The sequence below is a fragment of the Ciceribacter thiooxidans genome, from assembly GCF_014126615.1.
Classification (GTDB): Bacteria; Pseudomonadota; Alphaproteobacteria; order Rhizobiales; family Rhizobiaceae; genus Allorhizobium; species Allorhizobium thiooxidans.
The window spans coordinates 1,143,672-1,169,929 of the sequence record NZ_CP059897.1 but is presented as its reverse complement, the minus strand read 5'-3'; the positions used below and the strand labels follow the sequence as shown (position 1 = coordinate 1,169,929).

Annotated in this window: 32 protein-coding genes and 1 pseudogene; 22 read left to right on the top strand and 11 right to left on the bottom strand. The window is 63.4% G+C overall.

Features of this window, described 5'->3' with window-relative positions:
• Positions 1 to 154 precede the first annotated feature (154 nt).
• From H4I97_RS23525 to H4I97_RS23505, 5 genes are all read left to right on the top strand, one after another.
• The gene (locus tag H4I97_RS23525; protein WP_182308106.1) at positions 155 to 421 is read left to right on the top strand and encodes a BufA1 family periplasmic bufferin-type metallophore; all 267 of its coding nucleotides are present in this window, start codon (positions 155 to 157) and stop codon (positions 419 to 421) included.
• Positions 422 to 467: 46 nt separating this feature from the next.
• Positions 468 to 749: a BufA1 family periplasmic bufferin-type metallophore gene (locus H4I97_RS23520; RefSeq protein WP_182308105.1), complete on the top strand. Its 282-nt coding sequence runs from the start codon at positions 468 to 470 to the stop codon at positions 747 to 749.
• Positions 750 to 831: 82 nt separating this feature from the next.
• Positions 832 to 1,686, top strand: coding sequence for an MNIO family bufferin maturase (bufB, locus tag H4I97_RS23515; protein ID WP_182308104.1), 855 nt, complete (start codon positions 832 to 834; stop codon positions 1,684 to 1,686).
• 7 nt (positions 1,687 to 1,693) lie between these two features.
• Complete coding sequence (locus H4I97_RS23510; protein ID WP_182308103.1) at positions 1,694 to 2,458, top strand: HvfC/BufC N-terminal domain-containing protein; 765 nt, start codon at positions 1,694 to 1,696, stop codon at positions 2,456 to 2,458.
• Positions 2,455 to 2,952 (top strand): DoxX family protein, encoded by a 498-nt coding sequence (locus H4I97_RS23505; protein WP_182308101.1) that lies wholly within the window; start codon positions 2,455 to 2,457, stop codon positions 2,950 to 2,952. Before H4I97_RS23510 ends, H4I97_RS23505 begins: the two co-directional genes overlap by 4 nt.
• 32 nt (positions 2,953 to 2,984) lie before the next feature.
• Here the strand turns inward: H4I97_RS23505 and H4I97_RS23500 are convergent.
• The 7 genes and pseudogenes from H4I97_RS23500 to H4I97_RS23470 all read right to left on the bottom strand — a co-directional run bounded on the left by H4I97_RS23500 (position 2,985) and on the right by H4I97_RS23470 (position 7,396).
• Positions 2,985 to 3,808 (bottom strand): annotated as a pseudogene (locus H4I97_RS23500) (DUF2182 domain-containing protein).
• Positions 3,805 to 4,440, bottom strand: a complete 636-nt coding sequence (locus H4I97_RS23495; protein WP_182308100.1) for a DUF1326 domain-containing protein — start codon at positions 4,438 to 4,440, stop codon at positions 3,805 to 3,807. The pseudogene H4I97_RS23500 and the gene H4I97_RS23495 overlap by 4 nt, the downstream one beginning before the upstream one ends.
• 20 nt (positions 4,441 to 4,460) lie before the next feature.
• Positions 4,461 to 5,099, bottom strand: coding sequence for a DUF1326 domain-containing protein (locus H4I97_RS23490; RefSeq protein WP_182308099.1), 639 nt, complete (start codon positions 5,097 to 5,099; stop codon positions 4,461 to 4,463).
• 165 nt (positions 5,100 to 5,264) lie between these two features.
• Positions 5,265 to 5,891 carry a hypothetical protein gene (locus H4I97_RS23485; RefSeq protein ID WP_182308098.1) on the bottom strand — a complete coding sequence of 209 codons (627 nt, stop codon included), beginning with the start codon at positions 5,889 to 5,891 and terminating at the stop codon, positions 5,265 to 5,267.
• 84 nt (positions 5,892 to 5,975) lie between these two features.
• Positions 5,976 to 6,530, bottom strand: a complete 555-nt coding sequence (locus H4I97_RS24710) for a cupin domain-containing protein (RefSeq protein WP_244658844.1) — start codon at positions 6,528 to 6,530, stop codon at positions 5,976 to 5,978.
• A 38-nt stretch (positions 6,531 to 6,568) separates the two neighbouring features.
• Positions 6,569 to 7,027 (bottom strand): RrF2 family transcriptional regulator, encoded by a 459-nt coding sequence (locus H4I97_RS23475; RefSeq protein ID WP_182308097.1) that lies wholly within the window; start codon positions 7,025 to 7,027, stop codon positions 6,569 to 6,571.
• A gap of 93 nt (positions 7,028 to 7,120) precedes the next feature.
• On the bottom strand, positions 7,121 to 7,396 hold the full coding sequence (locus tag H4I97_RS23470; RefSeq protein WP_244658843.1) for a hypothetical protein: 276 nt from the start codon (positions 7,394 to 7,396) through the stop codon (positions 7,121 to 7,123).
• Positions 7,397 to 7,835: 439 nt separating this feature from the next.
• On the opposite strand from H4I97_RS23470, the gene H4I97_RS23465 reads away from it, so the two are divergent.
• From H4I97_RS23465 to H4I97_RS23455, 3 genes are all read left to right on the top strand, one after another.
• Positions 7,836 to 8,393: a CBS domain-containing protein gene (locus H4I97_RS23465; protein WP_182308096.1), complete on the top strand. Its 558-nt coding sequence runs from the start codon at positions 7,836 to 7,838 to the stop codon at positions 8,391 to 8,393.
• A gap of 301 nt (positions 8,394 to 8,694) precedes the next feature.
• On the top strand, positions 8,695 to 9,120 hold the full coding sequence (gene rnk, locus H4I97_RS23460; protein WP_182308095.1) for a nucleoside diphosphate kinase regulator: 426 nt from the start codon (positions 8,695 to 8,697) through the stop codon (positions 9,118 to 9,120).
• Between the two features lie 163 nt (positions 9,121 to 9,283).
• The gene (locus H4I97_RS23455; RefSeq protein ID WP_182308094.1) at positions 9,284 to 9,814 is read left to right on the top strand and encodes a GreA/GreB family elongation factor; all 531 of its coding nucleotides are present in this window, start codon (positions 9,284 to 9,286) and stop codon (positions 9,812 to 9,814) included.
• A 12-nt stretch (positions 9,815 to 9,826) separates the two neighbouring features.
• Here H4I97_RS23455 and H4I97_RS23450 read toward each other — a convergent pair whose 3' ends face one another.
• From H4I97_RS23450 to H4I97_RS23435, 4 genes are all read right to left on the bottom strand, one after another.
• The gene (locus H4I97_RS23450; RefSeq protein ID WP_182308093.1) at positions 9,827 to 10,156 is read right to left on the bottom strand and encodes a DUF982 domain-containing protein; all 330 of its coding nucleotides are present in this window, start codon (positions 10,154 to 10,156) and stop codon (positions 9,827 to 9,829) included.
• A gap of 102 nt (positions 10,157 to 10,258) precedes the next feature.
• Positions 10,259 to 10,942 (bottom strand): PfkB family carbohydrate kinase, encoded by a 684-nt coding sequence (locus tag H4I97_RS23445; protein WP_182308092.1) that lies wholly within the window; start codon positions 10,940 to 10,942, stop codon positions 10,259 to 10,261.
• 17 nt (positions 10,943 to 10,959) lie between these two features.
• Positions 10,960 to 11,100 (bottom strand): hypothetical protein, encoded by a 141-nt coding sequence (locus H4I97_RS23440; protein ID WP_182308091.1) that lies wholly within the window; start codon positions 11,098 to 11,100, stop codon positions 10,960 to 10,962.
• Positions 11,100 to 12,116, bottom strand: coding sequence for a substrate-binding domain-containing protein (locus H4I97_RS23435; protein ID WP_182308090.1), 1,017 nt, complete (start codon positions 12,114 to 12,116; stop codon positions 11,100 to 11,102). The genes H4I97_RS23440 and H4I97_RS23435 overlap by 1 nt, the downstream gene beginning before the upstream one ends.
• Before the next feature lie 363 nt (positions 12,117 to 12,479).
• On the opposite strand from H4I97_RS23435, the gene H4I97_RS23430 reads away from it, so the two are divergent.
• From H4I97_RS23430 to H4I97_RS23365, 14 genes are all read left to right on the top strand, one after another.
• The gene (locus H4I97_RS23430; protein ID WP_182308089.1) at positions 12,480 to 13,739 is read left to right on the top strand and encodes an ABC transporter substrate-binding protein; all 1,260 of its coding nucleotides are present in this window, start codon (positions 12,480 to 12,482) and stop codon (positions 13,737 to 13,739) included.
• A 63-nt stretch (positions 13,740 to 13,802) separates the two neighbouring features.
• On the top strand, positions 13,803 to 14,789 hold the full coding sequence (locus H4I97_RS23425) for a carbohydrate ABC transporter permease (protein ID WP_182308088.1): 987 nt from the start codon (positions 13,803 to 13,805) through the stop codon (positions 14,787 to 14,789).
• Complete coding sequence (locus H4I97_RS23420) at positions 14,789 to 15,616, top strand: carbohydrate ABC transporter permease (RefSeq protein WP_182308087.1); 828 nt, start codon at positions 14,789 to 14,791, stop codon at positions 15,614 to 15,616. Before H4I97_RS23425 ends, H4I97_RS23420 begins: the two co-directional genes overlap by 1 nt.
• 11 nt (positions 15,617 to 15,627) lie before the next feature.
• Positions 15,628 to 16,653, top strand: a complete 1,026-nt coding sequence (locus H4I97_RS23415; protein WP_182308086.1) for an ABC transporter ATP-binding protein — start codon at positions 15,628 to 15,630, stop codon at positions 16,651 to 16,653.
• A 59-nt stretch (positions 16,654 to 16,712) separates the two neighbouring features.
• A complete protein-coding gene (locus tag H4I97_RS23410) occupies positions 16,713 to 17,498 on the top strand; it encodes a ThuA domain-containing protein (protein WP_182308085.1) in 786 nt (261 codons plus the stop codon).
• Positions 17,498 to 18,550, top strand: a complete 1,053-nt coding sequence (locus H4I97_RS23405; protein WP_182308084.1) for a Gfo/Idh/MocA family protein — start codon at positions 17,498 to 17,500, stop codon at positions 18,548 to 18,550. Before H4I97_RS23410 ends, H4I97_RS23405 begins: the two co-directional genes overlap by 1 nt.
• A 190-nt stretch (positions 18,551 to 18,740) precedes the next feature.
• Positions 18,741 to 18,938 (top strand): hypothetical protein, encoded by a 198-nt coding sequence (locus H4I97_RS23400; RefSeq protein ID WP_182308083.1) that lies wholly within the window; start codon positions 18,741 to 18,743, stop codon positions 18,936 to 18,938.
• A 3-nt stretch (positions 18,939 to 18,941) separates the two neighbouring features.
• Positions 18,942 to 19,529, top strand: a complete 588-nt coding sequence (locus H4I97_RS23395) for a Fic/DOC family protein (protein WP_244658842.1) — start codon at positions 18,942 to 18,944, stop codon at positions 19,527 to 19,529.
• A gap of 232 nt (positions 19,530 to 19,761) precedes the next feature.
• A complete protein-coding gene (locus tag H4I97_RS23390) occupies positions 19,762 to 21,075 on the top strand; it encodes an ABC transporter substrate-binding protein (protein WP_182308082.1) in 1,314 nt (437 codons plus the stop codon).
• 158 nt (positions 21,076 to 21,233) lie between these two features.
• Positions 21,234 to 22,106 carry a carbohydrate ABC transporter permease gene (locus H4I97_RS23385; RefSeq protein ID WP_182308081.1) on the top strand — a complete coding sequence of 291 codons (873 nt, stop codon included), beginning with the start codon at positions 21,234 to 21,236 and terminating at the stop codon, positions 22,104 to 22,106.
• A 10-nt stretch (positions 22,107 to 22,116) separates the two neighbouring features.
• Positions 22,117 to 22,941, top strand: coding sequence for a carbohydrate ABC transporter permease (locus H4I97_RS23380; RefSeq protein ID WP_182308080.1), 825 nt, complete (start codon positions 22,117 to 22,119; stop codon positions 22,939 to 22,941).
• Positions 22,942 to 22,953: 12 nt separating this feature from the next.
• Positions 22,954 to 23,952, top strand: a complete 999-nt coding sequence (locus tag H4I97_RS23375) for an ABC transporter ATP-binding protein (protein ID WP_182308079.1) — start codon at positions 22,954 to 22,956, stop codon at positions 23,950 to 23,952.
• Complete coding sequence (locus tag H4I97_RS23370) at positions 23,949 to 24,725, top strand: L-iditol 2-dehydrogenase (protein WP_182308078.1); 777 nt, start codon at positions 23,949 to 23,951, stop codon at positions 24,723 to 24,725. Before H4I97_RS23375 ends, H4I97_RS23370 begins: the two co-directional genes overlap by 4 nt.
• Before the next feature lie 35 nt (positions 24,726 to 24,760).
• Complete coding sequence (locus H4I97_RS23365) at positions 24,761 to 26,242, top strand: mannitol dehydrogenase family protein (protein WP_182308077.1); 1,482 nt, start codon at positions 24,761 to 24,763, stop codon at positions 26,240 to 26,242.
• The last annotated feature ends 16 nt before the right edge of the window (positions 26,243 to 26,258 follow it).

The following is a 26,258-nucleotide window of genomic DNA, read 5'->3' as shown; positions in this document are numbered from 1 at the left end:
CAAATTTCCTCTCCCTCCGGTCAATTTCTCGTGCATCTGCGAAAAATACGCCCGGACAACAAAAAAATCTCGGCACCTGTAACAAAGCGACGGACGGTTCCGTAGTCCCTTTCGTAGCCGACCCTCGGCCAGCACACTCAAAGGAGACAGAACCATGAAGAAGTCTATCGCAACACTTGCACTGACCGGCGCCATTGCTTCGGCCCTCGCATCGATTTCCGTACCGGCCTTCGCCGCCGAGAACACGGAAAAGTGCTACGGCATTGCGCTCAAGGGCCAGAACGACTGCGCCGCCGGCAAGCACGATTGCGCCGGCCACCAGACGATCGACTACGACAAGGCGTCCTTCAAGCTCGTGCCGGCCGGCACCTGCACGACAATCAAGACGCCTGACGGCATGGGTTCGGTCACCCCGGCCTGATCGGCCGTCGGTAAGTCAGAATACGCACCAACAAGGACGATCCGAAATGAAACTGCTCACCCCCACGCTTCTCGCAGCCTCCGTCGCCGCCGCCATCACCACCGCCGTGGCGGCTCCGGCATTTGCCGCCGACGCGAAGGAGAAATGCTACGGCGTCGCCCTCAAGGGCCAGAACGACTGTGCGGCCGGTCCGGGAACCACCTGTGCCGGCACGTCCAAGGTCGACTACCAGCAGAACGCCTGGAAGCTCGTGCCTGCCGGAACCTGCGAGGCGATGAAGACGCCCAATGGTCACGGCACGCTGATCCAGGGCCCTGCACCCGTCTGAGCCGAGCCTCCCTGTCCCTCGCCGTCATGCACGAAGGCACCGGCGAGGGACGGGTACCGTCGCCACAAAAGGAGACTGACCGATGCGAGCCTCACGACTGCCGCCCCAACCCGGCGTCGGCTTCAAGCCGGAGCACTTTCACGACATCGACGCCGCCCCGCAGCCTCTGGGCTTCTTTGAGGTCCATGCCGAGAACTACATGGGCGACGGCGGGCCGCCGCATGCCCGCCTTGCGAAGCTCAGGGCCGATTACGCCCTGTCGATCCATGGTGTGGGCCTGTCGATCGGTGCGATGCAACCGCTCGACCGCGATCACCTCGCGCGACTCAGGGCGCTCTGCGACCGCTACGAGCCGGAGAGTTTCTCCGAACATCTCGCCTGGTCGGGCCATGGCGAGAATTTCTACAACGATCTCCTTCCCCTCCCCTACACGGACGCGACGCTCGCAATTGTCGCCGAACACGTCTCGCAGGTCCAGGAAGCACTCGGGCGCCAGATGCTGCTCGAAAACCCGGCGACCTATCTCCTGTTCGAGGAGAGCACGATCGAGGAGACGGCATTCCTCGCCGAAGTGGTCCGCCGCACGGGTTGCGGTCTCCTGCTCGACATCAACAACGTCTTCGTCGCCGCGACCAACCACAATCTCGACGCTCGCGACTACCTCGACCGCTTTCCGCTCGCCCATGTGCGTGAGATTCATCTGAGCGGCCATTCCGCGACCGTGGATGACCATGGCGCCCCGCTGTTGATCGACAGCCACGACACGCCGGTCCACGATCCGGTCTGGGCTCTCTACGCGCGGACGATCGCCCGCACCGGACCGGTCGCAACCCTCATCGAATGGGACAATGACGTGCCCGACTGGGTGACCCTACGCCGCGAGGCGGAAGCGGCAGGGCGCATCCTCGATCGCGCCGTACTCGCCAGAGCGTCGTGAGGTTGCCATGACGTCACAAGCCATCTTCTCGACCGCGCTGGTCTCGGCCGACCCCTCCCCTCCCGAGGGGCTGACGGCGTGGAACGGCGCGCCGGACCGGCGCTTCGGCGTCTACCGCAACAATGTCATGGTCGGACTGACGGCGGCCCTGCAGAGCCGTTTCCCGGTTGTGGAAAAGCTCGTCGGCGCGGACTTCTTCGCCGCCATGGCACGCGCGTTCATCGTCGCCCATCCGCCCCTGAGCCCGCTGCTGCTCGCCTACGGCGATGATCTGCCGGCCTTCATCGAAGATTTCGAACCCGCGGCGTCGCTGCCTTATCTCGCCGATGTCGCGCGGCTGGAGATTGCCCGCTCCCGCGCCTATCACGCGGCGAATGCCGAGCCTCTCGATCCAGCAACACTGGCCGCAGTCCCGCCGGAAAGGCTGGTGTCATTGCGTTTCCGGCCTCACCCGTCGCTCGCGATCCTGCGCTCGCCCCATCCAGTCGTCACCATCTGGACGATGAACGCGGGAGAGGCCAAACCTGCGCCGATCACCGTCTGGCGTGGCGAGGATGCCGTCGTCGTCCGGCCGGAAATGCTCGTCGAAGTCCGGCGATTGCCGCACGGCGGCGCCGTCTTCCTGCAGAGCCTTGCCGACGGCGCCCCGCTCGGCGAAGCGGCAGCCCAGGCACTGGGGGCAACCGATGACTTCGATCTTTCCGCCAATCTCGCCGGCATTCTGGAAGCCGGTCTTTTCACGGCCATAGAGGCCCCGGAGGAATTGCCATGACATTCGTCGCATCTGCCGTCGCGCTCCATACGCGGGCGGTCTCGATCGCCGAGATGATCCCCCACTCGTTCCTTGCCCTCCTCGCCCGGGTCTCGATCGCTGCGGTCTTCTGGCAATCGGGTCAGACCAAGGTCGACGGCTGGATGGTCACCGACAGCGCCGTCTATCTCTTCGAGAACGAATACCGGCTGCCGCTGATCGACCCCTGGCTCGCCGCCCATCTCGCGGCGGCGGCGGAGCATTTCTTTCCTTTGCTGCTGGTGGTCGGCTTCTTGAGCCGGCTCTCGGCGCTCGCGCTCCTCGCGATGACGGCGGTCATCCAGATCTTCGTCTATCCGGGCGCCTGGCCGACGCACGGAACATGGGCGGTCTGCCTGCTGGTGATCATCATCCGCGGCGCGGGCGTCGTTTCGCTGGACCACTTGCTCGGGCGATGGTGGCACGGAACCGCCGTGCCGCTGGCGATGGCAGGCAATCGGCCTCACGCGCGCTGAGCGCCAACGAACGCGAGAAATGGATCGCCAGCTCACATGACGAGCAGGCGCAGGCCTGCCGCCAGCAGGCCGATCCCCGCCACCCGCGAGAGCAGGCGCCCCGCCGGCATGAGCTTTTCCGCGAGGGCGAAGACGGCAAGTGCGGCGATCCAAACGAGATTCATCACGCCGCCAACGAAGAGGAGAGCCATCAGCGCCCAGCAGCAGCCGAGGCAATAGGCGCCGTGCGTGGCGCCCATCCTGAAAGCTCCGACCGCACCACGGCGAAAGCCGCCGAGGCGTTGAATGAACAGCACCGGAGACTGGCATTGTGAAAGGCAGGCCTGCTTCAGTGGCAGCCACTGGTAAAGCCCGGCGGCGACCAGGATCACGCCCCCAGAACGTTGTTCGTGCTCGCCATCTCCGGACTGAGCAGCGCCAGCCGTTCAAGCGCCCATTGGGCCGTCGTCGCAACGAGAGCAAACCCGCTCCACACAGCCAGGTATCCGCTCGCAAACCAGCCGGTCGCCGCAAAGGGCTTGGCGGACGCGGCGGCCATCCTGCCCGAGCGTGCGTAGATCAGGATCATCGGCGCCGCCGACGGCACCATCATGCCGATCATCATCACCGCCCACATGACGAACATCATGACGAAATCGCCGGCCGTCCAAGCCTGCTGCGCGGGCGCCATCGCCATTTCGAAGCCGTTCGAGATCATCCGATAGCCCATCATGTCCATGCCGCCCATGGTCATGCCCGCGGCGAGCCGCAGGATATAGGCCCATGCGAGCACGGTGAGGGCGGCGATGGACGTCACGATGATCAGTCCATCGCGCCGCAGCACGGCTTCGAGCGGTGTATCCGTCGCCGTGTTCAATGGACGACACCGCTTTCGGTCATGTTCAACCGCGAGAAGTGCGCGTGCGAGTCCTTCAGCGAAAGCACCAGCGGTCCCTGTGTATCACCCCAGCCTCGCCCGACTTCGCAGACATCGTACTCGAAGCCTTGCGGCAGGTTGATCCGCGCACGATGCGCATCACCTGTGACAGGGTTGCGGATCGGCTCTCCGCGCGCCTCGACCCAGCCCGGAACGGCTACTTTTGCGGTGCGACCGTCGACGTCGATCTCGAAATCGATCTTCGCGAAGACCGGTTCGTGGACCTTTTCGAAAGTCGCCGAAAAGACCTGGAAAAAGGTGGCGCCGGGCTCCGTGTCGAGACCGCTCATGATGCGCAACAGCGATTCACGCTGTTCGGGCGATGCGCGCTCGTCGACGATCGGCACCACCTGCCCCCTGCCCTCGTGAATGGCGCCGGGCCAGGAAGCAATGATGCCGATGGTCAGTCCGCCGAGCTTCGTATCCCCGTGATATCCCTCTTCGATATCGACAAAGCCGACAGCGTCACAGCCGCCTTTGGTGGGACGAGAATTGAACTGGCACGGACAGCCGTAATCACAGTTGCAGTGGATGAATTCGCGACCTTTGATCGCCCATTTCGTCTCGGTCATTGTCTCCTCCCTTTCTCGATTTACATGTACTGCCGGACCACGCCCCTGCCGGTATGGTGTATGGCGTTGAACTGGCCATACGTGTCCTCCAGATCCAGCAGGATCGGATCGGACGCCTTCGTCGATGCGCTGGCGATTTCCGCAACGGCGAACTCTATGCCCGCCGGGAGATCGATGCGAATGCGATGCGGCTCCCCCGTCGCGGGGCTGATGATCGGCCGCGCGACCGACTCCAGCATCCCGGCGATCGCGACCCGTGCGGTTCTGGCGTCGAGATCGGCTTCGAATTCGATCGGCTTGAAGGTTGTCTCGTGGATCTTGTTCGACATTGCACGGAAGACCCACCAGTGGGTCACGGCCTCACGGGTCTCTCCGCCGTGGAGCACCGTCTCCAGCGCCCGGCGCTGCCTCTCGTCGGCGCGCTCCTCGACGACGGCCTGCATCGTCCCGTTTCCCTCGAAGATGGCTCCCGGCCATTCGTAGAGGATCGCCCAATGAAGTCCGTCGAGAATGACGTCACCGAAGTGCCCGCGCTCGATCCGGCCCACCTCGAATCCGCGGCAGTCGCCGTGGGTGGGACGCAGTTCGAACTGGCAGGGGCAATTGTACGCACAGTTGCAACTGCTGAACGCCAGAGCGTCAATTCTCCACTCGATCATGGTGCCCTCCCAAACCGCTCTTCGCGGTTACTGGACCCACCCATGCTGGCTGGCCGCGTTCGGCCACAATGGAGAAATCTACACCTTTTACCGAGGTCGCAGAAGTCGCCCGAAAGTACTAGCTAATGTACGTCGCGGTCGATCCGAGGACCTGTGGATCGCCGCTCACGCTGCAGCTTTCCACTCCCTGACCCGGACAAGTGCAGGGTCTTCGGCATGCTGGATCAACATTCTCTCGACCCGGGACTGCCATAGTTCGGCAAATTGTGCCCGTTCGACGTCTTCGGCCTGCTCCGCCAATATGCGCGGGAGCAGCTCCTGCATCTCGCGGTCCGGCGGCACAACCGATGTATCGACATCGAGCAGCACGCCACGCCCGTTGTCGCGCCGTCGCAAGGCCATGAGGGTTGCGATTGGTGCGTCGAAATGCAGGAGGTCGCGGCGCCCAAACAGCCGGGCGGGGCCGATGCCACCGAACCCGGTTTCTGGCGCAGCACCGGTAAGGAGCGTTGCCACAGAGGCGATAACACCGGTGGTGCCTTGATCGCGCGGGTCGCGCAGGTGGACTTCCAGGCCGCCGCGCTCCGGCATGTCATCCCCGTAGAGATGCTTGAGCCCACGCCATACCATCAGATAGGCAGACGCGACCGTCGGGCAGGAATGTCCTGCAAGTTTCACCGCGTCGGCATAGGTGTAGGTTATCACCCCGAGCTTCGATGCGCCGAGGAAGACTGCCAGGGGATCGCGCAAGGAAAGAGTGGGGGCATCAGCAAAGAAGTCGGGAAAGTCCATCCTATGTCTCCGGATCGTGGAAACCGCGTTCTCGCGGGGAATTCGAATTCTGCCTCGCGATCTTGCCGGATCTCTCGAGGCTCCTCATGTCCTGCGATCACGGGTCGCTGCCCCTTGAGACGTCTTGTCTTCGGGAGCGTTGTGGTCGGTGCTTCCAACGTGTCCCAAGGGGTTGCTTACGGCGACCGGGTCACTGGCGGGGAAAGTCTCCTCCAATCCTTCTTCAAGCAGCATGTCCAGCTCCTCTTCGGTCTGGTGTTCCCGTCCAGTTGCGGGCAGATGCTTTCCGACAGGCGCTGTCTCGTTCGCCTTTGCCGCAAAGACGATCGTCAAGAGCAGCGACGAATCCTCGATCGCCTTGATCGAGTGAGGAACGCCGCCCTCGAGATAGATCCAATTGGCTGCGAACAGCTCCAATGACTTGCCGGGAACGTTGACCTGCACTCGACCTTCCAGGCAATGGAGCGTGATCGGGCCGTCTACCTTGTGGGCCTTGATGTCCGCGCCGGCGTGGGCGACGAGACGTACGGCTTCGAAGGCATCTGTCTTGACGATGGCCCTTGTACGAGCGGCCTTCAATTCGGAGGTCAGCGGCGCCAGATCAATAATCTCGCCGGATGCTGCGTGGTGCTTCGCCATGACTGTCACCTCTCGTTCCGTTGTGTCTGATCTGAATTCTACTCTATCTTCGGGCCTCGGATCACCTGGCTGATATCGTCACGTGGCGAAAAATCACGAACTGCAAGGGGCAAATCCGCGAGCGTGTAGCGATCGAAGACACTGACGAAGGCAGAAAGCGCTTCATTCAGGACATTGGGCAAACGACAATCGCGACTGATGACGCATTTGTTGTCGCGGCCAAAGCACTCGACAAGTGCAAAATCCGGTTCGGTCGCGCGTACGACGGCGCCAAGGTCGATTTCCTCCGGTGGTCGTGCGAGCATAAATCCCCCGGCGCGTCCGCGGACACCACGAATGAACCCTGCTCGGGTCAGGATGTTCACCACCTTCATCAAGTGACCACGCGATATGTTGTAGAACTCGGCGGTCTCTTCGATCGTGATCAGCCGGTCTTTGTGCGCGGCAGCGTACATCAGCGCGCGCAAGGCATAGTCGGAGAAGGTCGTCAGTCGCATGTGATCGTCCGAGGTTGCGAGAGCGCGTTGCCTGAGCCGACGGCCCTCTCATGTGTTCACCAAGGCGGCGGGAGTACCCTACCCGAGATGGCCTCAAGCCACCTTTGGTGGAGGGGTGGCGGCCTGGCGCTTGTCGCGCTCTGCGGCTCTCGATGCCGCGATCGCCATCCACTCCCGGAGCAGACCCAAGTCTTCTTTCGAAAAGCGTGCCCGGTGCTTGAGATCGCCGAAGGTTTCGCCAGGATGGCAACGTTCGTAATCAGCCTTCACGAGCGACTCGTGATAGGCCCATTCCCGGTCCTCAACGGGTCCGACGCACGTCGTAAGTCCATTCAATCCTATATGGAACTGGTTTGTGGCGGAAGTCATACAACCCTCCTTCGAGGCGAACGGCCTCTTTCGAAGATGTCGATTGCGGCGACGAGGCTGGTCACGCATTCGCAGGATACGTCACCCGTGGCTGGGCAGCAGATGATTTCGAGAAGTTCGTCGCGTGAGCGTGGCCATTCCTCCGCGTTCGACGGAGCGTCAGCTCGCGGCCCCGCGAACCTCTCGATGGAAGCTCTTTCCATAGTGTGCATCATGTTCAACTCCTGATCCGATGCCTCTACCTTGTAAAAGATATAGATTGTGTATATCTTTTACAAGGTGAGATTTTCGAGGCGCCGACCTTGTGGCGAACGAGCCGGTCGCAAGCGATGGCATGGCGGGCCTTGGCAACGCGCAACCGTCGACCTTGTGGACAGGCGAGGACTGTCTCGTCCCTCGCGGTCAATGAAACCTGTTGGACAGAAACTGGAGGTGACCGATGGAAAACACGCACCGCATCGAGGAGACGACCAGTAGAGACCTGTCGCTGGCGCTCCCGAGCAACGGCCGGCACGATGATGACCGGGCAGGATCAAGCAAAGGGCTCGGCATCCAGCGCGTGGAACAGCTCCTGCACAGGGCGCGGGATCGTCTCGTTGCCATTGCGGCCTTCGAGCCGCTGACCAAGGTCGCGGAATTGCTCTTCGAACCGACACGTCGGATGGTCGTCGTGCACAATTCCGAAGGCTTGATGATCGGTGTCGTGACTCGAACCGACATCGTCCGTCAGATCCGCCACTGCCATGGATGTTCCTGCGTCACGGCATGCAGCGATGTCATGACTGGTACGGTGATCTCCTGCCGTATCGAGGACCGTCTCGACGACGTCTGGAGGCTCATGACGGAACGAGGGCTGCACAATATTCCGGTGGTGGACCGGCAACGAAGGCCGATCGGCGTTCTTTCTGCGCGCGATGTTCTCGAGGCCCGTCTCGCCTCGGTCGAGTATGAGGAAGACCTGCTGAAGGACTACGTCATGTGCGTTGGATATCGCTGACGCATGTCGCTGCCCGGCAGACCCCTTTGCACGGCCCGCGCCTTGACTTCCCGAGGGACGCTCCCCATCATAAAGCCATCATGGCAACGAACGACCTCGCCCGATTTCTGAAACGGCTGTTTCCTCTCGCAGGATACTGACCCCCGGCCCGGTCGCGTCGCGCCCCGGCCGTGGGGCGATTGCGGTACCCTCTCCTGACGGGAACCGCGCTATACCGAAGCGCGACATCATCCACGAAATCCCTTTTCCCGGTTCTGCGTGTGTCGTTCGGCTCGCGGACCGCTGTCCTCGTGAGGATCCCATGACTGTCAACACCAAGAGCGGTCGCCTGCCGGCCATTGTCATTTCCCGCAGTGAACACGAGCGCCTGTCGAAACTTGCGGACATGCTCGAAGAGCGCGACCCGCATGCCGCCGGGCAGCTTGCAGCCGAGCTCGATCGCGCGCGCGTCGTCGATGATTCGAAGATGGTGCCGGGCGTCGTCCACATCGGCTCGGTTACGGACTTCCAGATCGACGGTGAGCCGCCACAGAAGGCCGAGCTTGTGTTCCCGGCCGACGCCGATATCTCACGCCAGCGCATCTCCGTCCTGACGCCAGTCGGGGCCGCTCTTCTCGGGCTTTCTGCCGGACAGACTATCGAGTGGACGGCCCGCGATGGCCGGACGCGGCGCCTGACTGTCCTCGCCGTTCAAAATGGCGCGGCGGGCATAAGCCGCTCCTCGTGACGGATCAGACGCCGTGAAATTCCTGTCCTTCGCACAGTCCGGACACACTGGAGGTTGCCTCATCGCAGGATCGTGACCCCCTGTGCCTCGTGCGGCCAGGGGGCTTCTCCACCATGGAAATTTGAAGGCCCGGAGGAAAGCACGGGCAGGATGGAGAATCACGATGGGACAGAATCCCGGGATGCTCGCAATGCGAGATCGCTATGTTCTGGAAAAGCTGCTGCAGGACCGGCCTCCGGCAGAGAAGGAATGGCTGGCGCTACTTCGCCGCAAGCTTGCCACGCGCTGCCTGCCGGAGGGGGCGCCGATACCGGCAGGCCTGGCGACAATCGACTCTCGCGTGTCGTTTCGCGCGGCGAACGGATTTGCCGGCACGCGCACGCTCTGCCTCGCCGGCACCTATGCACCCGGCAGCGCATTCCTGCCGGTCACGACTTTGTACGGGCTAGCACTGCTCGGGCTTCGGGAAGGTGAAGTCATGGGTTTCGACCGCCCGGATGGTGGACATGACTGGATCATGCTGGAAAGGCTGCACTTCCGGCCGGCTGCCACCCGGGAACCCGCAAAGAAGCTCCGGCCGTCCCCAGCGCTCGCCTTGCGTCTCGCGCCAACCGGCCTTTCCGAGCGTGTCTTCTCGCCCGCCAACCAGAACGGAGGGGGACCGGACGATGGCCCGGGCCCCGGCGTCGCGTGAGGTTTGTCGGGGCTACTGCCGCACCCGCTGCCTGGTGCCCGGGCCGCTCGCGAAAGTGACTGCCGCAGTACCGCAGTGTCCGTGTATTCGCGCGCCGGGAACGAGCATTCCGGCCTCACGGGCCGCGGTCATGAAGGAGCATCGGGCGAGACCCGCCAGCTGCTCCGTCTCGAGCGACTGGCCGCACCAGAGGACGGCACGGCGGTAGGCCGCGCCATGCCGTGTGGGCCATTCGGACTCGAGGAAGTCGAGCGCGTCATAGGGATGGCGGAAACTTCGCGTCAGCCCGCACTGCATTCTGATTTCGACGGGCTTCGTCCAGTAGAGATCGTAGATGCTCATCTTGTCCTCCGGTTCGCGGGAACCGTCGTGGAGGCAAAGGCGAGTCGTTGCTTTGACCGCGATCAATCACATGCAGCCGCGAAGAGGTCCCTGCATCGCCCATCAGGACTCGACGCCTGCAATTCCGGCACTTTCTGCGCGCACTGCGTCACGCCGCCGCAACCATTCGGCAGTCGCTTCGGCGGCTTCGGCGGCGGCGTCACGCGTCGAGCGCCCGAGCAGCAGATAATGCAGGAGCGCCCCGCTGAAACTGTCGCCTGCGCCGATGGTGTCTCCGGTTCTGACGGCATCGGCGAGATGGACCTTGGTCGTCTGGCGCCGGTCGTGAATGGTGATGCTGTTCGGACCGTCCGTCAGAAGAAGACAGTTCAGACGGTTACCGGCAATCTCCTGTGCCCGCTCCCAGACCGCGTCGAGGCGCTCGCCGGGAAAATCGGCAATCGAGCCGACGAGGACGTCGGCGGGACGCGGCGTCACCGAGCGCAGCGGAAACTGCGATACGACCAGCGGCGCCCGCGCGAGTGCCGTGACCAGCGCCTCCGGCAATTGCGTGCCGTTGACGTAGAAAGCGTCTCCCGAGACCGGTGCGGAGAGTTCGACCGCGCGTGTGGCCTTGTGGATGCTCCCGAGAATCGTGCGTTCACCCGCCGGATCGAGGAGGATCTCGGCGAACTCCGTCCTACCCTCCGTCAGCGTCACGTGATCGGTGACGAAGCCGAGCGATGAGAGCTCCCGTAATGCGTCGAGCCCATGCGCGTCGCCTGCCAGCGAGGCGACCAGCGTCACCCGGTGGCCGAACTCGATCAGACGCCGCCCGGTATAGTAGCCGCCGCCCCGAGGCGCAGGCTGCGTTCGCTGAAGCTGATGCGGCCGCCGGGTCGCAGCGGCTCGGTGATCCGCCAGATGTGATCGTGGTTCACGTGGCCGACGACGACGATGTCCATCACGCGGTCCTCGGCCGGGTCGATTCCCGCAGGATGAGCTCGACCGGCCAGAGCTCGTGGATGTCGGTCGGGTCGCGCCCGCCGAGCACCTGGAGCAGAAGATCGGCGACCCGTGTGCCCGCCGCCCGGATCGACGAGCGGGTGGTCGAAAGCGACGGCGACATGTTGTCGGCGGTCAGATAGGGAAAGACGTCGTCATGGGCGATGACGGAGATGTCCTCGCCGACCTTCAGGTTCAGCGACCGCGCCGCGCGGTAAACGCCGAGCGCCGTCATCATCGAGCCAGCCACGAAAGCGGTCGGGCGCGGCGTCTGCTCGAGGGCGGAACGGGCGAAACGGAAGCCCACCTCGTCCGTGAAGATGCCGTGCGACACGAGCCTGGGATCGAGGGCGATTCCCCGCGCCTCGAGCGCCTTGCGGTAGCCGGCGTCGCGGTGGAGGGTAAAGGTGAGGCCCTCGCGGCCGTTGATCATGGCGATCCGCCGGTGCCCGAGGTCGAGCAGATGCTCAGTCGCCCGGCGCACCGCACCCTCGTTGTCGATGTCGAGCCAGGCGTGCGGCACGGTCGTTTCCGACCGGCCATGCACGATGAAGGGCATCTGCATCTTGTGCAAGAGGGCGATGCGCTCGTCCTTCGGCCGTGGCGCGTGGACGATCACCGCATCGACGCGCCGGCTTTCGGCAAGCCGTCGGAAGACCTGCAACTCGCTCTGCAGGTCCTGTTCGGCCATCGGGGTCACGAGAATGTCGATATCTTCGTCGCTCAGCCGTTCCGCAATCCCGCTCATGAATTCGGTGAACTGGTATTCGCCGGTCTTGCTCATTACCACGCCGATCGCGCCCACCCTGCCCGTGGCGAGCCGGACGGCGTTGATGTTGGGGCGATAACCGAGCCGGGCGGCCTCCTCGATGACGCGTGCGCGGGTCTCCGCGTTCACCTCCGGGTAGCCGCCGAGCGCCCGGCTGACGGTGGTCGGCGAAAGCCCTATGTGTTCGGCAAATTCCTTGAGCTTCATCCTGCGGCGGGTTCCTCCGGAGACATTGCGTCGGTGCCGTTCGTATCGGCGTCGGTCAAACGGCTTATCCCATGCTCGCGCGGCCACTTGCAAGGTGGCGCCTTCGGGAATCGAAAGCGGTTACAAAACCCCACACAAATTGGCGGGCCAAAGCCTCTGTAGCGGATCGATGCGGAAGGCCTCCATCTTCGTGGAAGTGAGAAATGGCGTTCTACTTCAATAGGATATTTCCTGGCACTTCATTTCGCCACTCTCGTCGTTTGACACCCATCATGTTTTTTGCCACAGTCGCGGAACAAAAGCGCTTTCAATTTTATTGCGAGGGCAGCCTTGGGGTTCTGGTTTTTCTGGGAGGAGAGACGCATGAAGAAGCTGTTGAGTGCCGCCATGGTCGCCACCATGGCCCTGTGTGGTTCCGCGCAGGCGGCCGAGATTTCCATGGCCGCGAATTCCACCGGCAAGAATCTCGACTTTCTGCGCAAGATGTTCGGGGAGTTCGAAAAAGAGACCGGCAACAAGGTCACACTCGTGACCATGCCGCCGTCGAGTACGGAACAATTCGCACAGTACCGGCTCTGGCTCGCCGCCGGCAATTCCGATGTCGACGTCTACCAGACCGACGTGATCTGGGCACCGCAGCTCGCCGACCAGTTCGTCGACCTCAAGGAGGCTGCAAGCGACGTCGTCGACCAGTTCTTCCCCTCGATCATCGCCTCGCAAACCGTCGACGGCCGACTCGTCGCCATGCCGATGTTCACCGATGCGCCGGCGCTTTACTATCGCAAGGACCTGCTGGAGAAGTACGGCAAGGCCGTCCCGAAGACCTGGGAGGAACTCGCCGCCACCGCGAAGGAAATTCAGGACAAGGAACGCACGGCGGGCCAGAAGGACATGTGGGGCTTCGTCTTCCAGGCGAATGCCTATGAAGGCCTCACCTGCGACGCACTCGAATGGATCAAGTCCTCCGGCGGTGGCCAGATCGTCGAGCCGGACGGCACGATTTCCGTCAACAACGAGAAGGCGGCCGCCGCGCTCGAACAGGCAAAATCGTGGATCGGCACGATTTCGCCGCCCGGTGTTCTTTCCTATCAGGAGGAGGAGTCCCGGGGTGTCTGGCAGACCGGCAATGCGGTCTTCATGCGCAACTGGCCCTACGCCTATTCGCTCGGCAACGGCGACGACAGCGCGGTAAAGGGCAAGTTCGACGTCGCTCCGCTGCCGGTGGCGGCCGTCGGCGACAAGCCTTCCTCCACGCTCGGCGGCTGGAATCTCGCGGTCTCGAAATATTCCGAGGAACAGGAGGCTGCGATCGCGCTCGTCAAGTTCCTGACATCGGCGGATGTGCAGAAACGCCGCGCGATCGAGAACTCCAATCTTCCGACCCTGCAGGCACTCTACGACGATCCGGACATTGCTGCCGCCCAGCCTTTCATGCCGCGCTGGAAACCGATCTTCCAGGATGCCGTGCCGCGGCCGTCGGCCGTCACCAAGGTGAAATACAACGAAGTGTCCTCGCGGTTCTGGAGCGCGGTCCACAACACGCTCTCGGGATCGGGCTCGGCGGCTGAAAATCTCGAACTGCTCGAGGCTGAACTGACGGAACTGAAAGGCAGTTCCTGGTGATCCGCGGACCGGGCGGCCGTCCACGCCGCCCGGTCTGACTCTGGCTGTTCCCGAGGATCGCTCATGACCAATCTCACGCTTGACCGCCCCGTCTCGCATCGGCCCGCCAAGGCTGCCGCCGGCTCCGATCTCAGCGCCCAGCGCATCCGTTCCGCCTGGACCTTTCTTGCGCCGACCCTTCTGGTGCTCGCCCTCGTCGCCGGCTGGCCACTGATCCGCACGATTTCCTTCAGTTTCACCAACGCCACCCTCACCAACCTGGGCGCGGCGGAATTCATCGGCTTCGACAATTACCTGAGCTGGATCACGCTGAAGAGCGGCCGCACCATCTATCGCGGACTGCTCGTCGATCCCGCCTGGTGGGGGGCGGTCTGGAACACGCTGCGCTTCACGCTGATCTCCGTCACCGTCGAAACGGTGCTCGGTCTCGTCGTCGCCCTGGTGCTCAATGCGCGCTTTCCGGGACGCGGTATCGTCCGCGCGGCCATTCTCGTCCCCTGGGCGATCCCCACGATCGTCTCGGCGAAGATGTGGGCGTGGATGCTCAACGACCAGTTCGGCATCCTCAACGAAATCTTCCTGAACCTCGGACTGATCAGCCAGAAAATCGCCTGGACCGCTGATCCGCAGACGGCGATGACGGCAGTGCTGATCGTCGATGTCTGGAAGACGACGCCGTTCATGGCGCTTCTCATCCTCGCCGGCCTGCAGATGGTGCCGCAGGACATCTACGAGGCGGCGAAGATCGACGGCGTCCATCCTGTCAAGGTCTTCTGGCGCATCACGCTGCCGCTCATCCGGCCGGCGCTGATGGTCGCTGTCATCTTCCGCATGCTCGACGCGATGCGGGTCTTCGACCTCATCTACGTGCTGACGCCGAACAACGCCCGCACCAAGACCATGTCGGTCATGGCGCGCGAGAACCTCTTCGAGTTCGACAAGTTCGCCTATGGGGCCGCCGCATCGACCATGCTCTTCCTGATCATCGCGACGATCACGGTCCTCTATATCCGCTTCGGCCGCGTAAACCTGTCGGGAGGTGAACGCTGATGCCCGTGATCGTCCGGCAATCCGCCTTCTACCTTCTCGTCACCGTCATCGTCGTGGTCGCGGCCTTCCCGTTCTACTATGCCGTCATCACCAGCCTCAAACCCGGCAGTGCCCTCTTCGACGTCGACTACTGGCCGCGATCGGTCACGTTTTCCAATTATGTCGCCGTGCTGTCGCGGGGCACCTTCCTGCGCAATCTCGGCAATTCGCTGCTGATCTCGACGCTGGTGGTGATGATCTCGCTGCTGCTCGCGATAACCGCGGCCTACGCGCTTGCGAGGGTCCGGTTCCGCGGGCGCGGCCTGCTGCTGCTGACCATCCTCAGCGTCTCGATGTTCCCGCAGATCGCGGTGCTCGCCGGTCTCTTCGAGCTCATTCGCTGGTTCGGGGTGTTCAACACGCCGATCGCGCTCATCTTCTCCTACATGATCTTCACCCTCCCCTTCACGGTCTGGGTGCTGACCACCTTCATGCGCGAACTGCCGATCGAGATCGAGGAAGCGGCGATCGTCGACGGCGCCTCTTCATGGGTGATCGTCAGCCAGGTCTTCATGCCGCTGATGTGGCCGGCGCTGGTGACCACCGGGCTCCTTGCATTCATCGCGGCCTGGAACGAATTCCTGTTCGCGCTCACCTTCACCTCGTCCGACAGCCAGCGCACCGTGCCGGTCGCCATCGCGCTGCTGTCGGGCGACAGTCAGTTCGAAATTCCCTGGGGCACCATCATGGCCGCCTCGGTCATCGTCACCCTGCCGTTGGTCGTGCTCGTGCTGATCTTCCAGCGGCGGATCATTTCCGGCCTCACCGCCGGCGGCGTCAAGGGATAGGAGGAGAACCCATGGCCCACATCCAGCTTGCCGATGTCCGCAAGTCATTTGGCGCGCTCGAAGTCATCAAAGGTGTCGACCTGGAGGTCCGCTCCGGCGAGTTCATGGTCTTCGTCGGCCCGTCCGGTTGCGGCAAGTCCACGCTGCTGCGCCTGATCGCCGGGCTCGAGGACATCAGCTCGGGCACGCTCGCCTTCGACAGCGAGGTGATGAACCGCCTGCCGCCAGCCAGGCGCGGCATTGCCATGGTCTTCCAGTCCTACGCGCTCTATCCGCACATGACCGTCTTCGACAACATGGCCTTCGGCATGAAGCTCGCCGGCCAGGACAAGGCCGAGCGGGACCGGCGGGTGCGTGACGCCGCCGAGATGCTCCAGCTCACCCCCTATCTCGAGCGTCTGCCGCGACAGCTTTCCGGCGGCCAGCGGCAGCGTGTGGCAATCGGCCGGGCGATCGTGCGCGATCCCCGCGTCTTCCTGTTCGACGAGCCGCTCTCCAATCTCGACGCGGCCTTGCGTGTGGCGACCCGCCTCGAAATCGCAAAACTCCATCGCAGCATGCACGGCACGACGATGATCTACGTGACCCACGACCAGGTGGAGGCGATGACGCTCGCCGACCGCATCTGCGTACTGCGCGACGGCGTGGTCGAGCAGATCGGCACCCCGCTCGAGCTCTACGAAAGACCGAACTCGCTCTTCGTCGCGGGCTTTATCGGATCGCCGCAGATGAACTTCCTTTCCGGGCGTTTCTCGGAGGATTTCGGCGCGCACACGATCGGCATCCGCGCGGAGCACATGGCGCTAGGTCAGGAAGGTCGCTGGCGGGGATCGGTCGTCCATTCGGAAATGCTCGGATCGGACAGCTATGTCTATGTCGATATCGGCGCGGCCGAGCCCCTGGTGGTGCGCCAGGAGGGCACCGCCACCCCAAAACCGGGCGAGACCGTCGCCATCGCCCCGCAGGAAAGCGAGTTGCACCGGTTCGATGCGAATGGCCGTGCGCTCCATCGGAACTTGATGAAGGGCGCCGCCTGAACGGTAAGGAGAACCACGCCGGACACCACGGCGGCGTTCGCGAAACAAGGAGAAGTCACGTGACGATCAGGACAGTAGTCTGGGGAGAGAATATCCATGAGCGCGTCAACGAGGTGGTGCGCTCGATCTACCCGGACGGAATGCATACGACCATTGCCGCGGCGCTGAACACGGATGACGCGATCACGGCGTCCACGGCAACGCTCCAGGAGCCGGAGCACGGGCTCAGCGAAGCCCGGCTCAAGGAAACCGACGTGCTCGTCTGGTGGGGCCACAAGGATCACGGCGCGGTCGAGGACGAAGTGGTTGAGCGCGTCGCGAGGCGGGTGTGGGAAGGCATGGGCCTCATCGTCCTGCATTCCGGCCATTTCTCAAAGCCGTTCAAGCGGCTGATGGGAACGCCCTGCGCGCTGAAATGGCGCGAGGCGGGCGAGCGCGAGCGCGTCTGGACGGTCAATCCGGGCCATCCGATTGCCGCCGGCATTCCGGAAAACTTCGTGCTGGAGAACGAGGAGATGTACGGCGAGTTCTTCTCCGTACCGGAGCCGCTGGAAACGGTGTTCATCTCATGGTTCGCCGGCGGCGAGGTCTTCCGCTCGGGTCTCACCTGGCGGCGCGGGGCCGGAAACATCTTCTACTTCCGGCCCGGTCACGAGACCTACCCCACCTATCACGACGCGACCGTGCAGAAGGTGATTCAGAACGCCGTGCGTTGGTCCTACAATCCGCAGCCGGCCTTCGCCGCTGTGCACGAGGCACCGAACGTGCCGGTCGACAAGGCGCTCGAACCGATCACCGAGCGCGGCCCGCGACTGCATAAGGCCGGAGAGGAGGGATACCGCTGATGACTCCCGTTCGTCTCCTCATTCTCGGCACGGGCGGCATGGCCAACACCCACGCCATGAACTTCGCCACGATTCCGGACGTCCAGCTCGTCGCGGCCGTCGACGTCGATATCGCGAAGGCGCGCGCCTTTGCCGCCCGCCACGATATCCCGAACACGTTCACTTCGCTCGACGAGGTCCTGGCCTGGGGTGAATTCGATGCGGTGACCAATGTCACGCCGGATCGCGCCCACCACCCGACGACGCTTCCCCTGATTGCCGCCGGCAGGCACGTGATGTGCGAGAAACCGCTCGCCGAGACCTACGGCAAGGCCGACGAGATGGCGACGGCCGCCGAACGCGCCGGTATCGTCAATGTCGTGAACCTCACCTACCGCAATGTCGCGCAGGTGCAGAAGGCACGCCAGATGGTGCTCGCCGGCGAGATCGGCAAGGTGCGCCACATCGAGGCTTCCTATCTCCAGAGCTGGCTCGTCTCCAAGGCCTGGGGCGACTGGTCGACGGAGAGCCAGTGGCTCTGGCGTCTCTCGACGAAGCACGGCTCCAACGGCGTGCTGGGCGACGTCGGCATCCACATCCTCGATTTCGCCGGCTATGGTGCGGCGACCGACATCGACCACATCTTCGCGCGGCTGAAGACCTTCGAGAAGGCGCCCGGCAACAGGATCGGCGAATACGATCTCGACGCCAATGACAGCTTCACGATGACGGCCGAGTTCACCAACGGTGCGATGGGCGTCATCCATGCGAGCCGCTGGGCGACGGGCCACCTGAACGAATTGAGGCTGCGTATCCATGGTGACAAGGGCGCACTCGAAGTGATCCACCGTCCGGACCGTTCGGTCCTGAGGGCGTGTCTGCAGGAGGATGTCGAACTCGCGGTCTGGAAAGAGATCGAGGTCGACCCGGTCGCGACGAACTACCAGAAGTTCATCGCCGCGATCCGGGAAGGACGGGGCCAGGAGCCGAATTTCCGGCATGCCGCCAACCTGCAGAAGATACTCGATCTCGCGATGGTGACCGAGCTCGAACGGCGCGAACTCAGCGTGTGAATTCGGTTCCTCCAGGTCGCGGCACTCCCCTGAGCCGCGAGACCTGTGGAGCGAGGCCCCGCGGCGTCTCCCCCGCGGGGTCTCTTTCTGTGTCATGAGCGGTTACACGGGCTCCGCGAGCGCCGTGGTACGCGGCGCCGGCGTCGGAAACCCGTTGGTCCCTCACGTAAAGATGTGATAGGCTTGCACCATGAAGAACCGGTCTGCCAACTCCATGATGAAGCTCAAGCCAGCCCGCTTGACCCGCGAACGCGCAGAGAAGATCAACGCGGTTGAGGGGCTGGCGCTCACCCCGCGCATGAAGCGGATTCTTGACGCAGCGGCTGGCAAGACCGCCGACGAGCAAAGAGCGCTGGTCCGCGCCCAGTTCGCAAAAGAATCAGCCTAGCCCTTGGTCTACACCGCCGAATTCGACCCGCTGTGTTATCCGGGAACGACCGTTCTCCGTAACCTGATGGACCTTCAAGAGCAGGAAGACCTGGACGAGTTCGAGGTCGCCATGTTCGTCATTCGCTCGGACGAACCTTGGCCGGAGGGGAATCTTGACTACGCCCACTACCGCGCCCTTCACCGCCATCTCTTCCAGGATGTGTATGCCTGGGCCGGGGAGATCCGCAACATTCGGATCGGAAAGGGCGGCAATTGGTTCTGCTATCCCGAGTACATCGACAAGGAGATGAACCGAATATTTGCCGATCTGGCGGCCCGGGACCATCTACAGGGTCTTTCCCCTGTCGCTTTTGCAACCGACGCCGCCCACATTCTTGCCGAAATCAATGCGGTTCATCCCTTTCGTGAAGGGAATGGCCGTACGCAATTGGCATTCATGACTCTTCTGGCCGAGAACGCAGCATTACCGTTCAATCCGGACGTCTTGGAGCGTGACCGCGTTCTTGGCGCGATGATCGAAAGCTTTAGCGGTCACGAAACACCTCTGACTGAACTTATCCTCGACATCGTGAGTGCAGAACCCAAATAGGAAAAGCGCCGTTGGGAGCGGTGCACACCGGCTTTGCCCCACCAAGCAGCCGGACGGGTATGTCCGCGCTTTTGCCCCGTTCCCCTCTGTCTCTGCGGCGATTTCATCGTTTTTAAACAACGTCGTAGCCGATCCGTGCGGCACTGCAGCATGGAATCTGCATTGACTTTTCTCGTCGCCAAAGTGAGTATTTGCCCATCAACAGCGCAAATGCTCATTTTGGGAGGAAGACATGACATTGAAGACCTTGTTGCTGGGCGCCTGCTCGGCCCTTGCGCTCGCCGGGATCGCCTCGGCCGAGACGCTGACGATCGCGACCGTGAACAATGGCGACATGATCCGCATGCAGGGACTGACCGAGGATTTCACCAGCAAGAACCCCGACATTAAGGTCGAGTGGGTCACGCTCGAGGAAAACGTCCTGCGCGAGCGCGTGACGACAGACATCGCCACCAAGGGCGGCCAGTACGACATCATGACCATCGGCACCTACGAGGTTCCGATCTGGGCCAAGCAGGGCTGGCTGCTGCCGCTCGACAATCTCGGCGCCGACTATGACGTCAACGACCTGCTGCCGGCGATCCGCTCGGGTCTCACCGGCGACGACGGCAAGCTCTATGCTGCGCCCTTCTACGGCGAAAGCTCGATGGTGATGTACCGCAAGGACCTTATGGAAAAGGCCGGCCTCACCATGCCCGACGCGCCGACCTGGGACTTCGTGGCCGATGCGGCACGCAAGATGACCGACCGTGAGAACGGCATCAACGGCATCTGCCTGCGCGGCAAGGCCGGCTGGGGCGAGAACATGGCCTTCCTGACGGCGACGGCCAACGCCTTCGGTGCCCGCTGGTTCGACGAGAACTGGAAGCCGCAGTTCGATCAGCCGGAATGGAAGAACACGCTCGACTTCTACGTCAAGCTGATGAACGACGCCGGCCCGCAGGGTGCGTCCTCCAACGGCTTCAACGAGAACCTCGCCCTCTTCCAGCAGGGCAAGTGCGGTATGTGGATCGATGCCACGGTGGCTGCCTCCTTCGTCACCAACCCGAAGGATTCGACCGTCGCCGACAAGGTCGGCTTCGCCCTCGCCCCCGATACCGGGCTCGGCAAGCGCGGCAACTGGCTCTGGGCCTGGAACCTCGCGATCCCGGCGGGCTCTCAGAAGGCGGAAGCCGCGGAAAAGTTCATCGCCTGGGCGACCGGCAAGGGCTATCTCGATCTCGTCGCTTCCAAGGAAGGCTGGGCGAACGTTCCTCCCGGCACCCGCACCTCGCTCTACGAGAACCCGGAATACCAGAAGGCGGCGCCCTTCGCGAAGATGACGCTCGACTCCATCAACGCGGCCGACCCGAAGAACCCGAGCGTCAAGCCGGTGCCTTATGTCGGCGTCCAGTTCGTGGCGATCCCCGAGTTCCAGAGCCTCGGCACTTCGGTCGGACAGCTCTTCTCGGCAGCACTCGCCGGCCAGATGTCGGTGGATGACGCGCTCGCTCAGGCGCAGAGCCTCACCGAACGCGAAATGACCCGCGCCGGATACATCAAGTAATTCGACCTCCCGAGAGCAACGCCGCCCGGATCGCGGTCCGGGCGGTGCGGACATCGGCACCGTTCTCCCCCGCCCGCGGGGGAGAACAGCCCGATGGAGGATCAACGAACCGATGAACAGGGTGAGCCCGGTCCGTCGGAACTCGAGGTAACAACGCCATGGCAACAGAAAACACACGGGGACTGGCGCGCATGATGATGGCGCCGTCGGTCGGGCTCCTGCTCATCTGGATGATCGTGCCGCTGGCGATGACGCTCTGGTTCTCGTTCCAGAACTACAATCTCCTGAATCCGGCGAATGTCAGCTTCGCGGGCCTGTTCAACTACCGCTATTTCTACACCGATCCGGCCTTCTTCCAGTCACTCTGGAACACGCTTCTGATCGTCGGCGGTGTGCTCCTTGTCACCGTCGTCGGCGGGATAGCGGTCGCGCTCCTGCTCGACCAGCCGATTTTCGGCCAGGGCCTGGTGCGGATCATGGTCATCTCGCCGTTCTTCGTGATGCCGCCGGTCGCCGCCCTCGTCTGGAAGAACATGATCATGCATCCGGGCTACGGCGTGCTCGCCGACATGAGCCGGGCGCTCGGGCTCACGCCGATCGACTGGTTCGCGCAGTATCCGCTGGTGTCGATCATCATCATCGTCGCCTGGCAGTGGTTGCCGTTTGCCACCCTCATTCTGCTCACCGCGCTCCAGTCGATGGATGCGGAGCAGATGGAGGCCGCCGAAATGGACGGCGCCAATGCGCTCAACCAGTTCATCTATCTCACACTGCCGCACCTCGCCCGCGCGATCACCGTCGTCATCCTGATCCAGACGATCTTCCTGCTCGGCGTCTATGCGGAAATCCTAGTCACCACCAACGGCGGGCCGGGCTACGCTTCCACCAATCTCGCCTTCCTGATCTACCGCACGGCGCTCCTCGGCTACGACGTCGGCGGCGCCTCGGCCGGGGGCATCATCGCCGTCGTGCTCGCCAACGTCGTCGCCTTCTTCCTGATGCGCGCCGTCGGCAGAAACCTGGACCGCTGAGGAGACGACCATGGCACGCAGTATCACCACCCGCCGCAAGATCGCCGTCACCGCCCTCGCCTGGGTCGTCGCGCTGCTGATCTTCTTCCCGATCCTCTACACGATCATCACAAGCCTGAAGACCGAGACCGAGGCGATCCAGGGTTTCAACCTCGTGCCCTCCTTCACGCTGGAAAGCTACGTGACGGTCCAGACCCAGCGCGACTATCTGAAACCCTTCATGAACTCGGTCGTGCTCTCGGTCGGCTCGACGGTGCTTGCGCTTCTCGTCGGCATTCCCGCCGCCTGGGCGATGGCCTTCTCCCCGACGAAGCGGACCAAGGACATCCTGATGTGGATGCTCTCCACAAAGATGATGCCGGCGGTTGCCGTCCTCGTCCCGATCTATCTTCTCTTCCGCGATTTCGGCCTGCTCGACACCCGCATCGGCCTCACCGTCATGCTGATGCTCATCAACCTGCCGATCGTCGTCTGGATGCTCTACACCTATTTCCGGGAGATCCCCGGCGAGATCCTCGAAGCCGCCCGCATGGACGGGGCGACGCTCTTCGGCGAGATTGTCTACGTGCTGACGCCGATGGCGGTTCCCGGCATCGCCTCGACGCTCCTCCTCAACATCATTCTCGCCTGGAACGAGTCCTTCTGGACAATCCGGCTGACCACCACCAACGCCGCGCCGCTCACCGCCTTCATCGCCACCTTCTCGAGTCCGCAAGGCCTGTTCTGGGCCAAGCTTTCGGCCGCCTCGACGCTCGCCATCGCGCCGATCGTCATTCTCGGCTGGTTCAGTCAAAGGCAGCTGGTGCGCGGGCTCACCTTCGGCGCCGTCAAGTAAGGAACGACCATCATGGGAAGCATTAGGCTCGAACAGCTCTCCAAATCTTTCGGCGAGCACGCGGTCATCCCCTCGATCGACCTCGAAATCAATGACGGCGAGTTCGTCGTCTTCGTCGGCCCTTCGGGCTGCGGCAAGTCCACGCTGCTGCGGCTGATCGCCGGGCTCGAGGATGCAAGCGGCGGCAGGATCATCATCGACGGCAAGGACGAGACGGCAACGGCGCCGGCGCGGCGCGGGCTCGCCATGGTCTTCCAGTCCTATGCCCTTTATCCGCATATGAGCGTGCGCTCCAATATCGGCTTCCCGCTGAAGATGGCGAATGTCGACAAGGCCGAGATCGACCGCAAGGTCGAGGAGGCCGCCCGCATCCTCAATCTCGGCGACTATCTCGACCGCAAGCCCCGCGCCCTTTCCGGCGGCCAGCGCCAGCGCGTCGCGATCGGCCGGGCGATCGTCCGCTCGCCCCGCTGCTTCCTCTTCGACGAGCCGCTATCCAATCTCGATGCGGCGCTGCGCGTCGCCATGCGCCTCGAAATCACCGAACTCCACCACAAGCTCGGTGCCACGTCGATCTACGTCACGCACGACCAGGTCGAGGCGATGACCATGGCCGACAAGATCGTCGTGCTCAACAAGGGCCGCATCGAGCAGGTCGGCTCTCCGCTCGATCTCTACCGCCGCCCCGCCAACATCTTCGTCGCCGGCTTCATCGGCTCTCCGAAAATGAACCTCATTTCGGGCCGGACGGCGACCGACGAAGGCGCCCATACGGTCGGCATCCGTCCGGAACACCTCACGCTTTCGACCGAAACAGGCCGCTGGAAGGGCAAGGTCACGGTGGCCGAACATCTCGGCTCCGACACCTTCCTCCATGTCGAAGTTCCGGGCATCGGTACGCTCACGACCCGCACCGGCGGCGATGTGCCGGTCCGCCATGGTGACGAGGTCTTCGTCACCCCCGAGCCCGGCCATCTCCACAAGTTCGACGCGAAGGGACTCGCCCTATGACGGGACGACTTCAAGGCAAATCGGCGCTGATCACCGGTTCGGCACGCGGCATCGGCCGCGCCTTCGCGGAAGCCTATGTCCGCGAAGGGGCAACGGTCGCGATTGCCGACATCGATCTCGATCGGGCGACGCGCACCGCCGAAGAGATTGGCCCCGCGGCCTATGCCGTTCGTCTCGACGTCACCGACCAGGCCTCCATCGATGCCGCGGTGAAGGCCGTCGAGGAACGCACCGGCGGGCTCGACATTCTCGTCAACAACGCCGCCCTCTTCGACCTCGCGCCGATCGTTGAGATCAGCCGGGAGAGCTTCGACCGGCTCTTCTCGATCAATGTCGCAGGTACGCTCTTCATGCTGCAGGCCGCGGCGAAGTCGATGATCGCGAAGGGCAAGGGCGGCAAGATCATCAACATGGCGAGCCAGGCGGGCCGTCGCGGCGAGGCGCTCGTGGCCGTCTATTGCGCCAGTAAGGCAGCGGTCATCTCGCTCACGCAGTCGGCCGGGCTCGACCTCGTCAGGCACGGCATCAATGTCAATGCGATCGCCCCCGGCGTGGTCGACGGCGAGCACTGGGACGGCGTCGACGCGCTCTTTGCGAAATACGAGAACCGCCCGCTCGGCGAGAAGAAGAAGCTGGTCGGGGAAGCCGTGCCTTTCGGACGGATGGGACGCGCCGATGACCTGACCGGCATGGCGATCTTCCTCGCCACGCCAGAGGCCGACTACATCGTCGCCCAGACCTACAATGTCGACGGTGGCAACTGGATGAGCTGAGCGATCGGCCGGCACGACAATTCGAGGACCTCCCCATGACCTTCAAACTCTCGCTCGCCAACCTGCCCGCCATTGCCGCGAGGGCCTCCGTTCCCGCCTATGACAGGGCGAGCCTCAAGGCCGGCATCCTGCATTTCGGGGTGGGCAATTTTCACCGCGCCCACATGGCCGTCTATCTGCACGAGCTCTTCAATCGCGGACGCGATCTCGACTGGGCGATCATCGGCGCCGGCGTGATGCCGTCGGACCAGAAAATGCGGGACACTTTGAAGGCGCAGGACTATTTGACCACCGTCGTCGAACAGGATGTCGCCCGTTCGGCCGCCACCGTCACCGGCCCGATGGTCGACATCATCACGGCGCCCGACTTTGAGCGGATTATCGCGACGCTCGCCGATCCGGCGATCCGTATCGTCTCGATGACGATCACCGAGGGCGGCTACTTCATCGACCCCGCGACCGGCAGGTTCGACCCCACCCATCCTGCGATCGTCGCCGATGCTGCCGATCCCGACCATCCGAAGACCGTGTTCGGCCTCATCATCGCCGGGCTGAAAGCCCGCCGTGCGGCAGCTCTCCCGCCATTCACCGTCATGTGCTGTGACAACATTCCCGGCAATGGCGAGGTGACGGAGGCGACCGTCTGCGGGCTCGCCGAGCTCTCCGATCCCGCCTTTGCCCACTGGATCCACGAAAACGTCGCCTTCCCCAATGCAATGGTCGACCGGATCACGCCGGCGACCGGCGAGCGGGAGATTGCGATCGCCCGCGACACCTACGGTATCGAGGACGGCTGGCCGGTCTTCTGCGAGGAGTTCAAGCAGTGGGTGCTGGAGGACAAATTCCCGCTCGGGCGCCCGGCGCTCGACGAGGTGGGTGTCACCTTCGTGCCGGATGTCGCCCCTTACGAGCTGATGAAGCTTCGCATCCTGAACGGCGGACACGCGGCGATCGCCTATCCGGCCGCGCTCATGGACATCCATTACGTCCACGAGGCGATGGAAAATCCGCTGATCCGCGGATTCCTCGCAAAGCTCGAGAACGAGGAGATCATCCCGGTCGTACCCCCGGTACCGGGCACCAGCCTTGCGGAGTACTACGCGCTGATCGAGCGCCGCTTCGCCAATCCGAAGATCGGCGACACGATCCCGCGGCTCGCCCAGGATGGATCGAACCGCCAGCCGAAATTCATTCTGCCTTCGACCGCCGACCGGCTGGCGAAGGGGCTCGATGTCGTCGGGCTCGCCCTCGTCTCGGCGCTCTGGTGCCGATATTTCGAGGGTTTGTCCGACAGCGGCAAGGCGGTCGCCTTCAACGATGTCAATGCCGAGCGGCTTCAGAAGGCAGCCCTCGCGTCGCGGCAGGACCCGAAAGCCTTCCTCGCGCTCGGCGACATCTTCGGCGGTGTCGGGACGAATCCGCGTTTCGTGCTGCGCTTCACCGGCGCGCTTGCCAGCCTCCGGGAAAACGGAACCGCTGCAACCCTCCAGAAATATCTCGACGGTAAGCTCGCCTGAAACGAAAGAGGAGACC

What these genes read in the sequence shown, in the direction of transcription:
- H4I97_RS23525 (WP_182308106.1), top strand. Translation starts at nt 155, where the DNA reads ATGAAGAAGTCTATCGCAACACTTGCACTGACCGGCGCCATTGCTTCG.
- H4I97_RS23520 (WP_182308105.1), top strand. Translation starts at nt 468, where the DNA reads ATGAAACTGCTCACCCCCACGCTTCTCGCAGCCTCCGTCGCCGCCGCC.
- bufB (WP_182308104.1), top strand. Translation starts at nt 832, where the DNA reads ATGCGAGCCTCACGACTGCCGCCCCAACCCGGCGTCGGCTTCAAGCCG.
- H4I97_RS23510 (WP_182308103.1), top strand. Translation starts at nt 1,694, where the DNA reads ATGACGTCACAAGCCATCTTCTCGACCGCGCTGGTCTCGGCCGACCCC.
- H4I97_RS23505 (WP_182308101.1), top strand. Translation starts at nt 2,455, where the DNA reads ATGACATTCGTCGCATCTGCCGTCGCGCTCCATACGCGGGCGGTCTCG.
- H4I97_RS23495 (WP_182308100.1), bottom strand. Translation starts at nt 4,440, where the DNA reads ATGACCGAGACGAAATGGGCGATCAAAGGTCGCGAATTCATCCACTGC.
- H4I97_RS23490 (WP_182308099.1), bottom strand. Translation starts at nt 5,099, where the DNA reads ATGATCGAGTGGAGAATTGACGCTCTGGCGTTCAGCAGTTGCAACTGT.
- H4I97_RS23485 (WP_182308098.1), bottom strand. Translation starts at nt 5,891, where the DNA reads ATGGACTTTCCCGACTTCTTTGCTGATGCCCCCACTCTTTCCTTGCGC.
- H4I97_RS24710 (WP_244658844.1), bottom strand. Translation starts at nt 6,530, where the DNA reads ATGGCGAAGCACCACGCAGCATCCGGCGAGATTATTGATCTGGCGCCG.
- H4I97_RS23475 (WP_182308097.1), bottom strand. Translation starts at nt 7,027, where the DNA reads ATGCGACTGACGACCTTCTCCGACTATGCCTTGCGCGCGCTGATGTAC.
- H4I97_RS23470 (WP_244658843.1), bottom strand. Translation starts at nt 7,396, where the DNA reads ATGACTTCCGCCACAAACCAGTTCCATATAGGATTGAATGGACTTACG.
- H4I97_RS23465 (WP_182308096.1), top strand. Translation starts at nt 7,836, where the DNA reads ATGGAAAACACGCACCGCATCGAGGAGACGACCAGTAGAGACCTGTCG.
- rnk (WP_182308095.1), top strand. Translation starts at nt 8,695, where the DNA reads ATGACTGTCAACACCAAGAGCGGTCGCCTGCCGGCCATTGTCATTTCC.
- H4I97_RS23455 (WP_182308094.1), top strand. Translation starts at nt 9,284, where the DNA reads ATGGGACAGAATCCCGGGATGCTCGCAATGCGAGATCGCTATGTTCTG.
- H4I97_RS23450 (WP_182308093.1), bottom strand. Translation starts at nt 10,156, where the DNA reads ATGAGCATCTACGATCTCTACTGGACGAAGCCCGTCGAAATCAGAATG.
- H4I97_RS23440 (WP_182308091.1), bottom strand. Translation starts at nt 11,100, where the DNA reads ATGGACATCGTCGTCGTCGGCCACGTGAACCACGATCACATCTGGCGG.
- H4I97_RS23435 (WP_182308090.1), bottom strand. Translation starts at nt 12,116, where the DNA reads ATGAAGCTCAAGGAATTTGCCGAACACATAGGGCTTTCGCCGACCACC.
- H4I97_RS23430 (WP_182308089.1), top strand. Translation starts at nt 12,480, where the DNA reads ATGAAGAAGCTGTTGAGTGCCGCCATGGTCGCCACCATGGCCCTGTGT.
- H4I97_RS23425 (WP_182308088.1), top strand. Translation starts at nt 13,803, where the DNA reads ATGACCAATCTCACGCTTGACCGCCCCGTCTCGCATCGGCCCGCCAAG.
- H4I97_RS23420 (WP_182308087.1), top strand. Translation starts at nt 14,789, where the DNA reads ATGCCCGTGATCGTCCGGCAATCCGCCTTCTACCTTCTCGTCACCGTC.
- H4I97_RS23415 (WP_182308086.1), top strand. Translation starts at nt 15,628, where the DNA reads ATGGCCCACATCCAGCTTGCCGATGTCCGCAAGTCATTTGGCGCGCTC.
- H4I97_RS23405 (WP_182308084.1), top strand. Translation starts at nt 17,498, where the DNA reads ATGACTCCCGTTCGTCTCCTCATTCTCGGCACGGGCGGCATGGCCAAC.
- H4I97_RS23400 (WP_182308083.1), top strand. Translation starts at nt 18,741, where the DNA reads ATGAAGAACCGGTCTGCCAACTCCATGATGAAGCTCAAGCCAGCCCGC.
- H4I97_RS23390 (WP_182308082.1), top strand. Translation starts at nt 19,762, where the DNA reads ATGACATTGAAGACCTTGTTGCTGGGCGCCTGCTCGGCCCTTGCGCTC.
- H4I97_RS23385 (WP_182308081.1), top strand. Translation starts at nt 21,234, where the DNA reads ATGGCAACAGAAAACACACGGGGACTGGCGCGCATGATGATGGCGCCG.
- H4I97_RS23380 (WP_182308080.1), top strand. Translation starts at nt 22,117, where the DNA reads ATGGCACGCAGTATCACCACCCGCCGCAAGATCGCCGTCACCGCCCTC.
- H4I97_RS23375 (WP_182308079.1), top strand. Translation starts at nt 22,954, where the DNA reads ATGGGAAGCATTAGGCTCGAACAGCTCTCCAAATCTTTCGGCGAGCAC.
- H4I97_RS23370 (WP_182308078.1), top strand. Translation starts at nt 23,949, where the DNA reads ATGACGGGACGACTTCAAGGCAAATCGGCGCTGATCACCGGTTCGGCA.
- H4I97_RS23365 (WP_182308077.1), top strand. Translation starts at nt 24,761, where the DNA reads ATGACCTTCAAACTCTCGCTCGCCAACCTGCCCGCCATTGCCGCGAGG.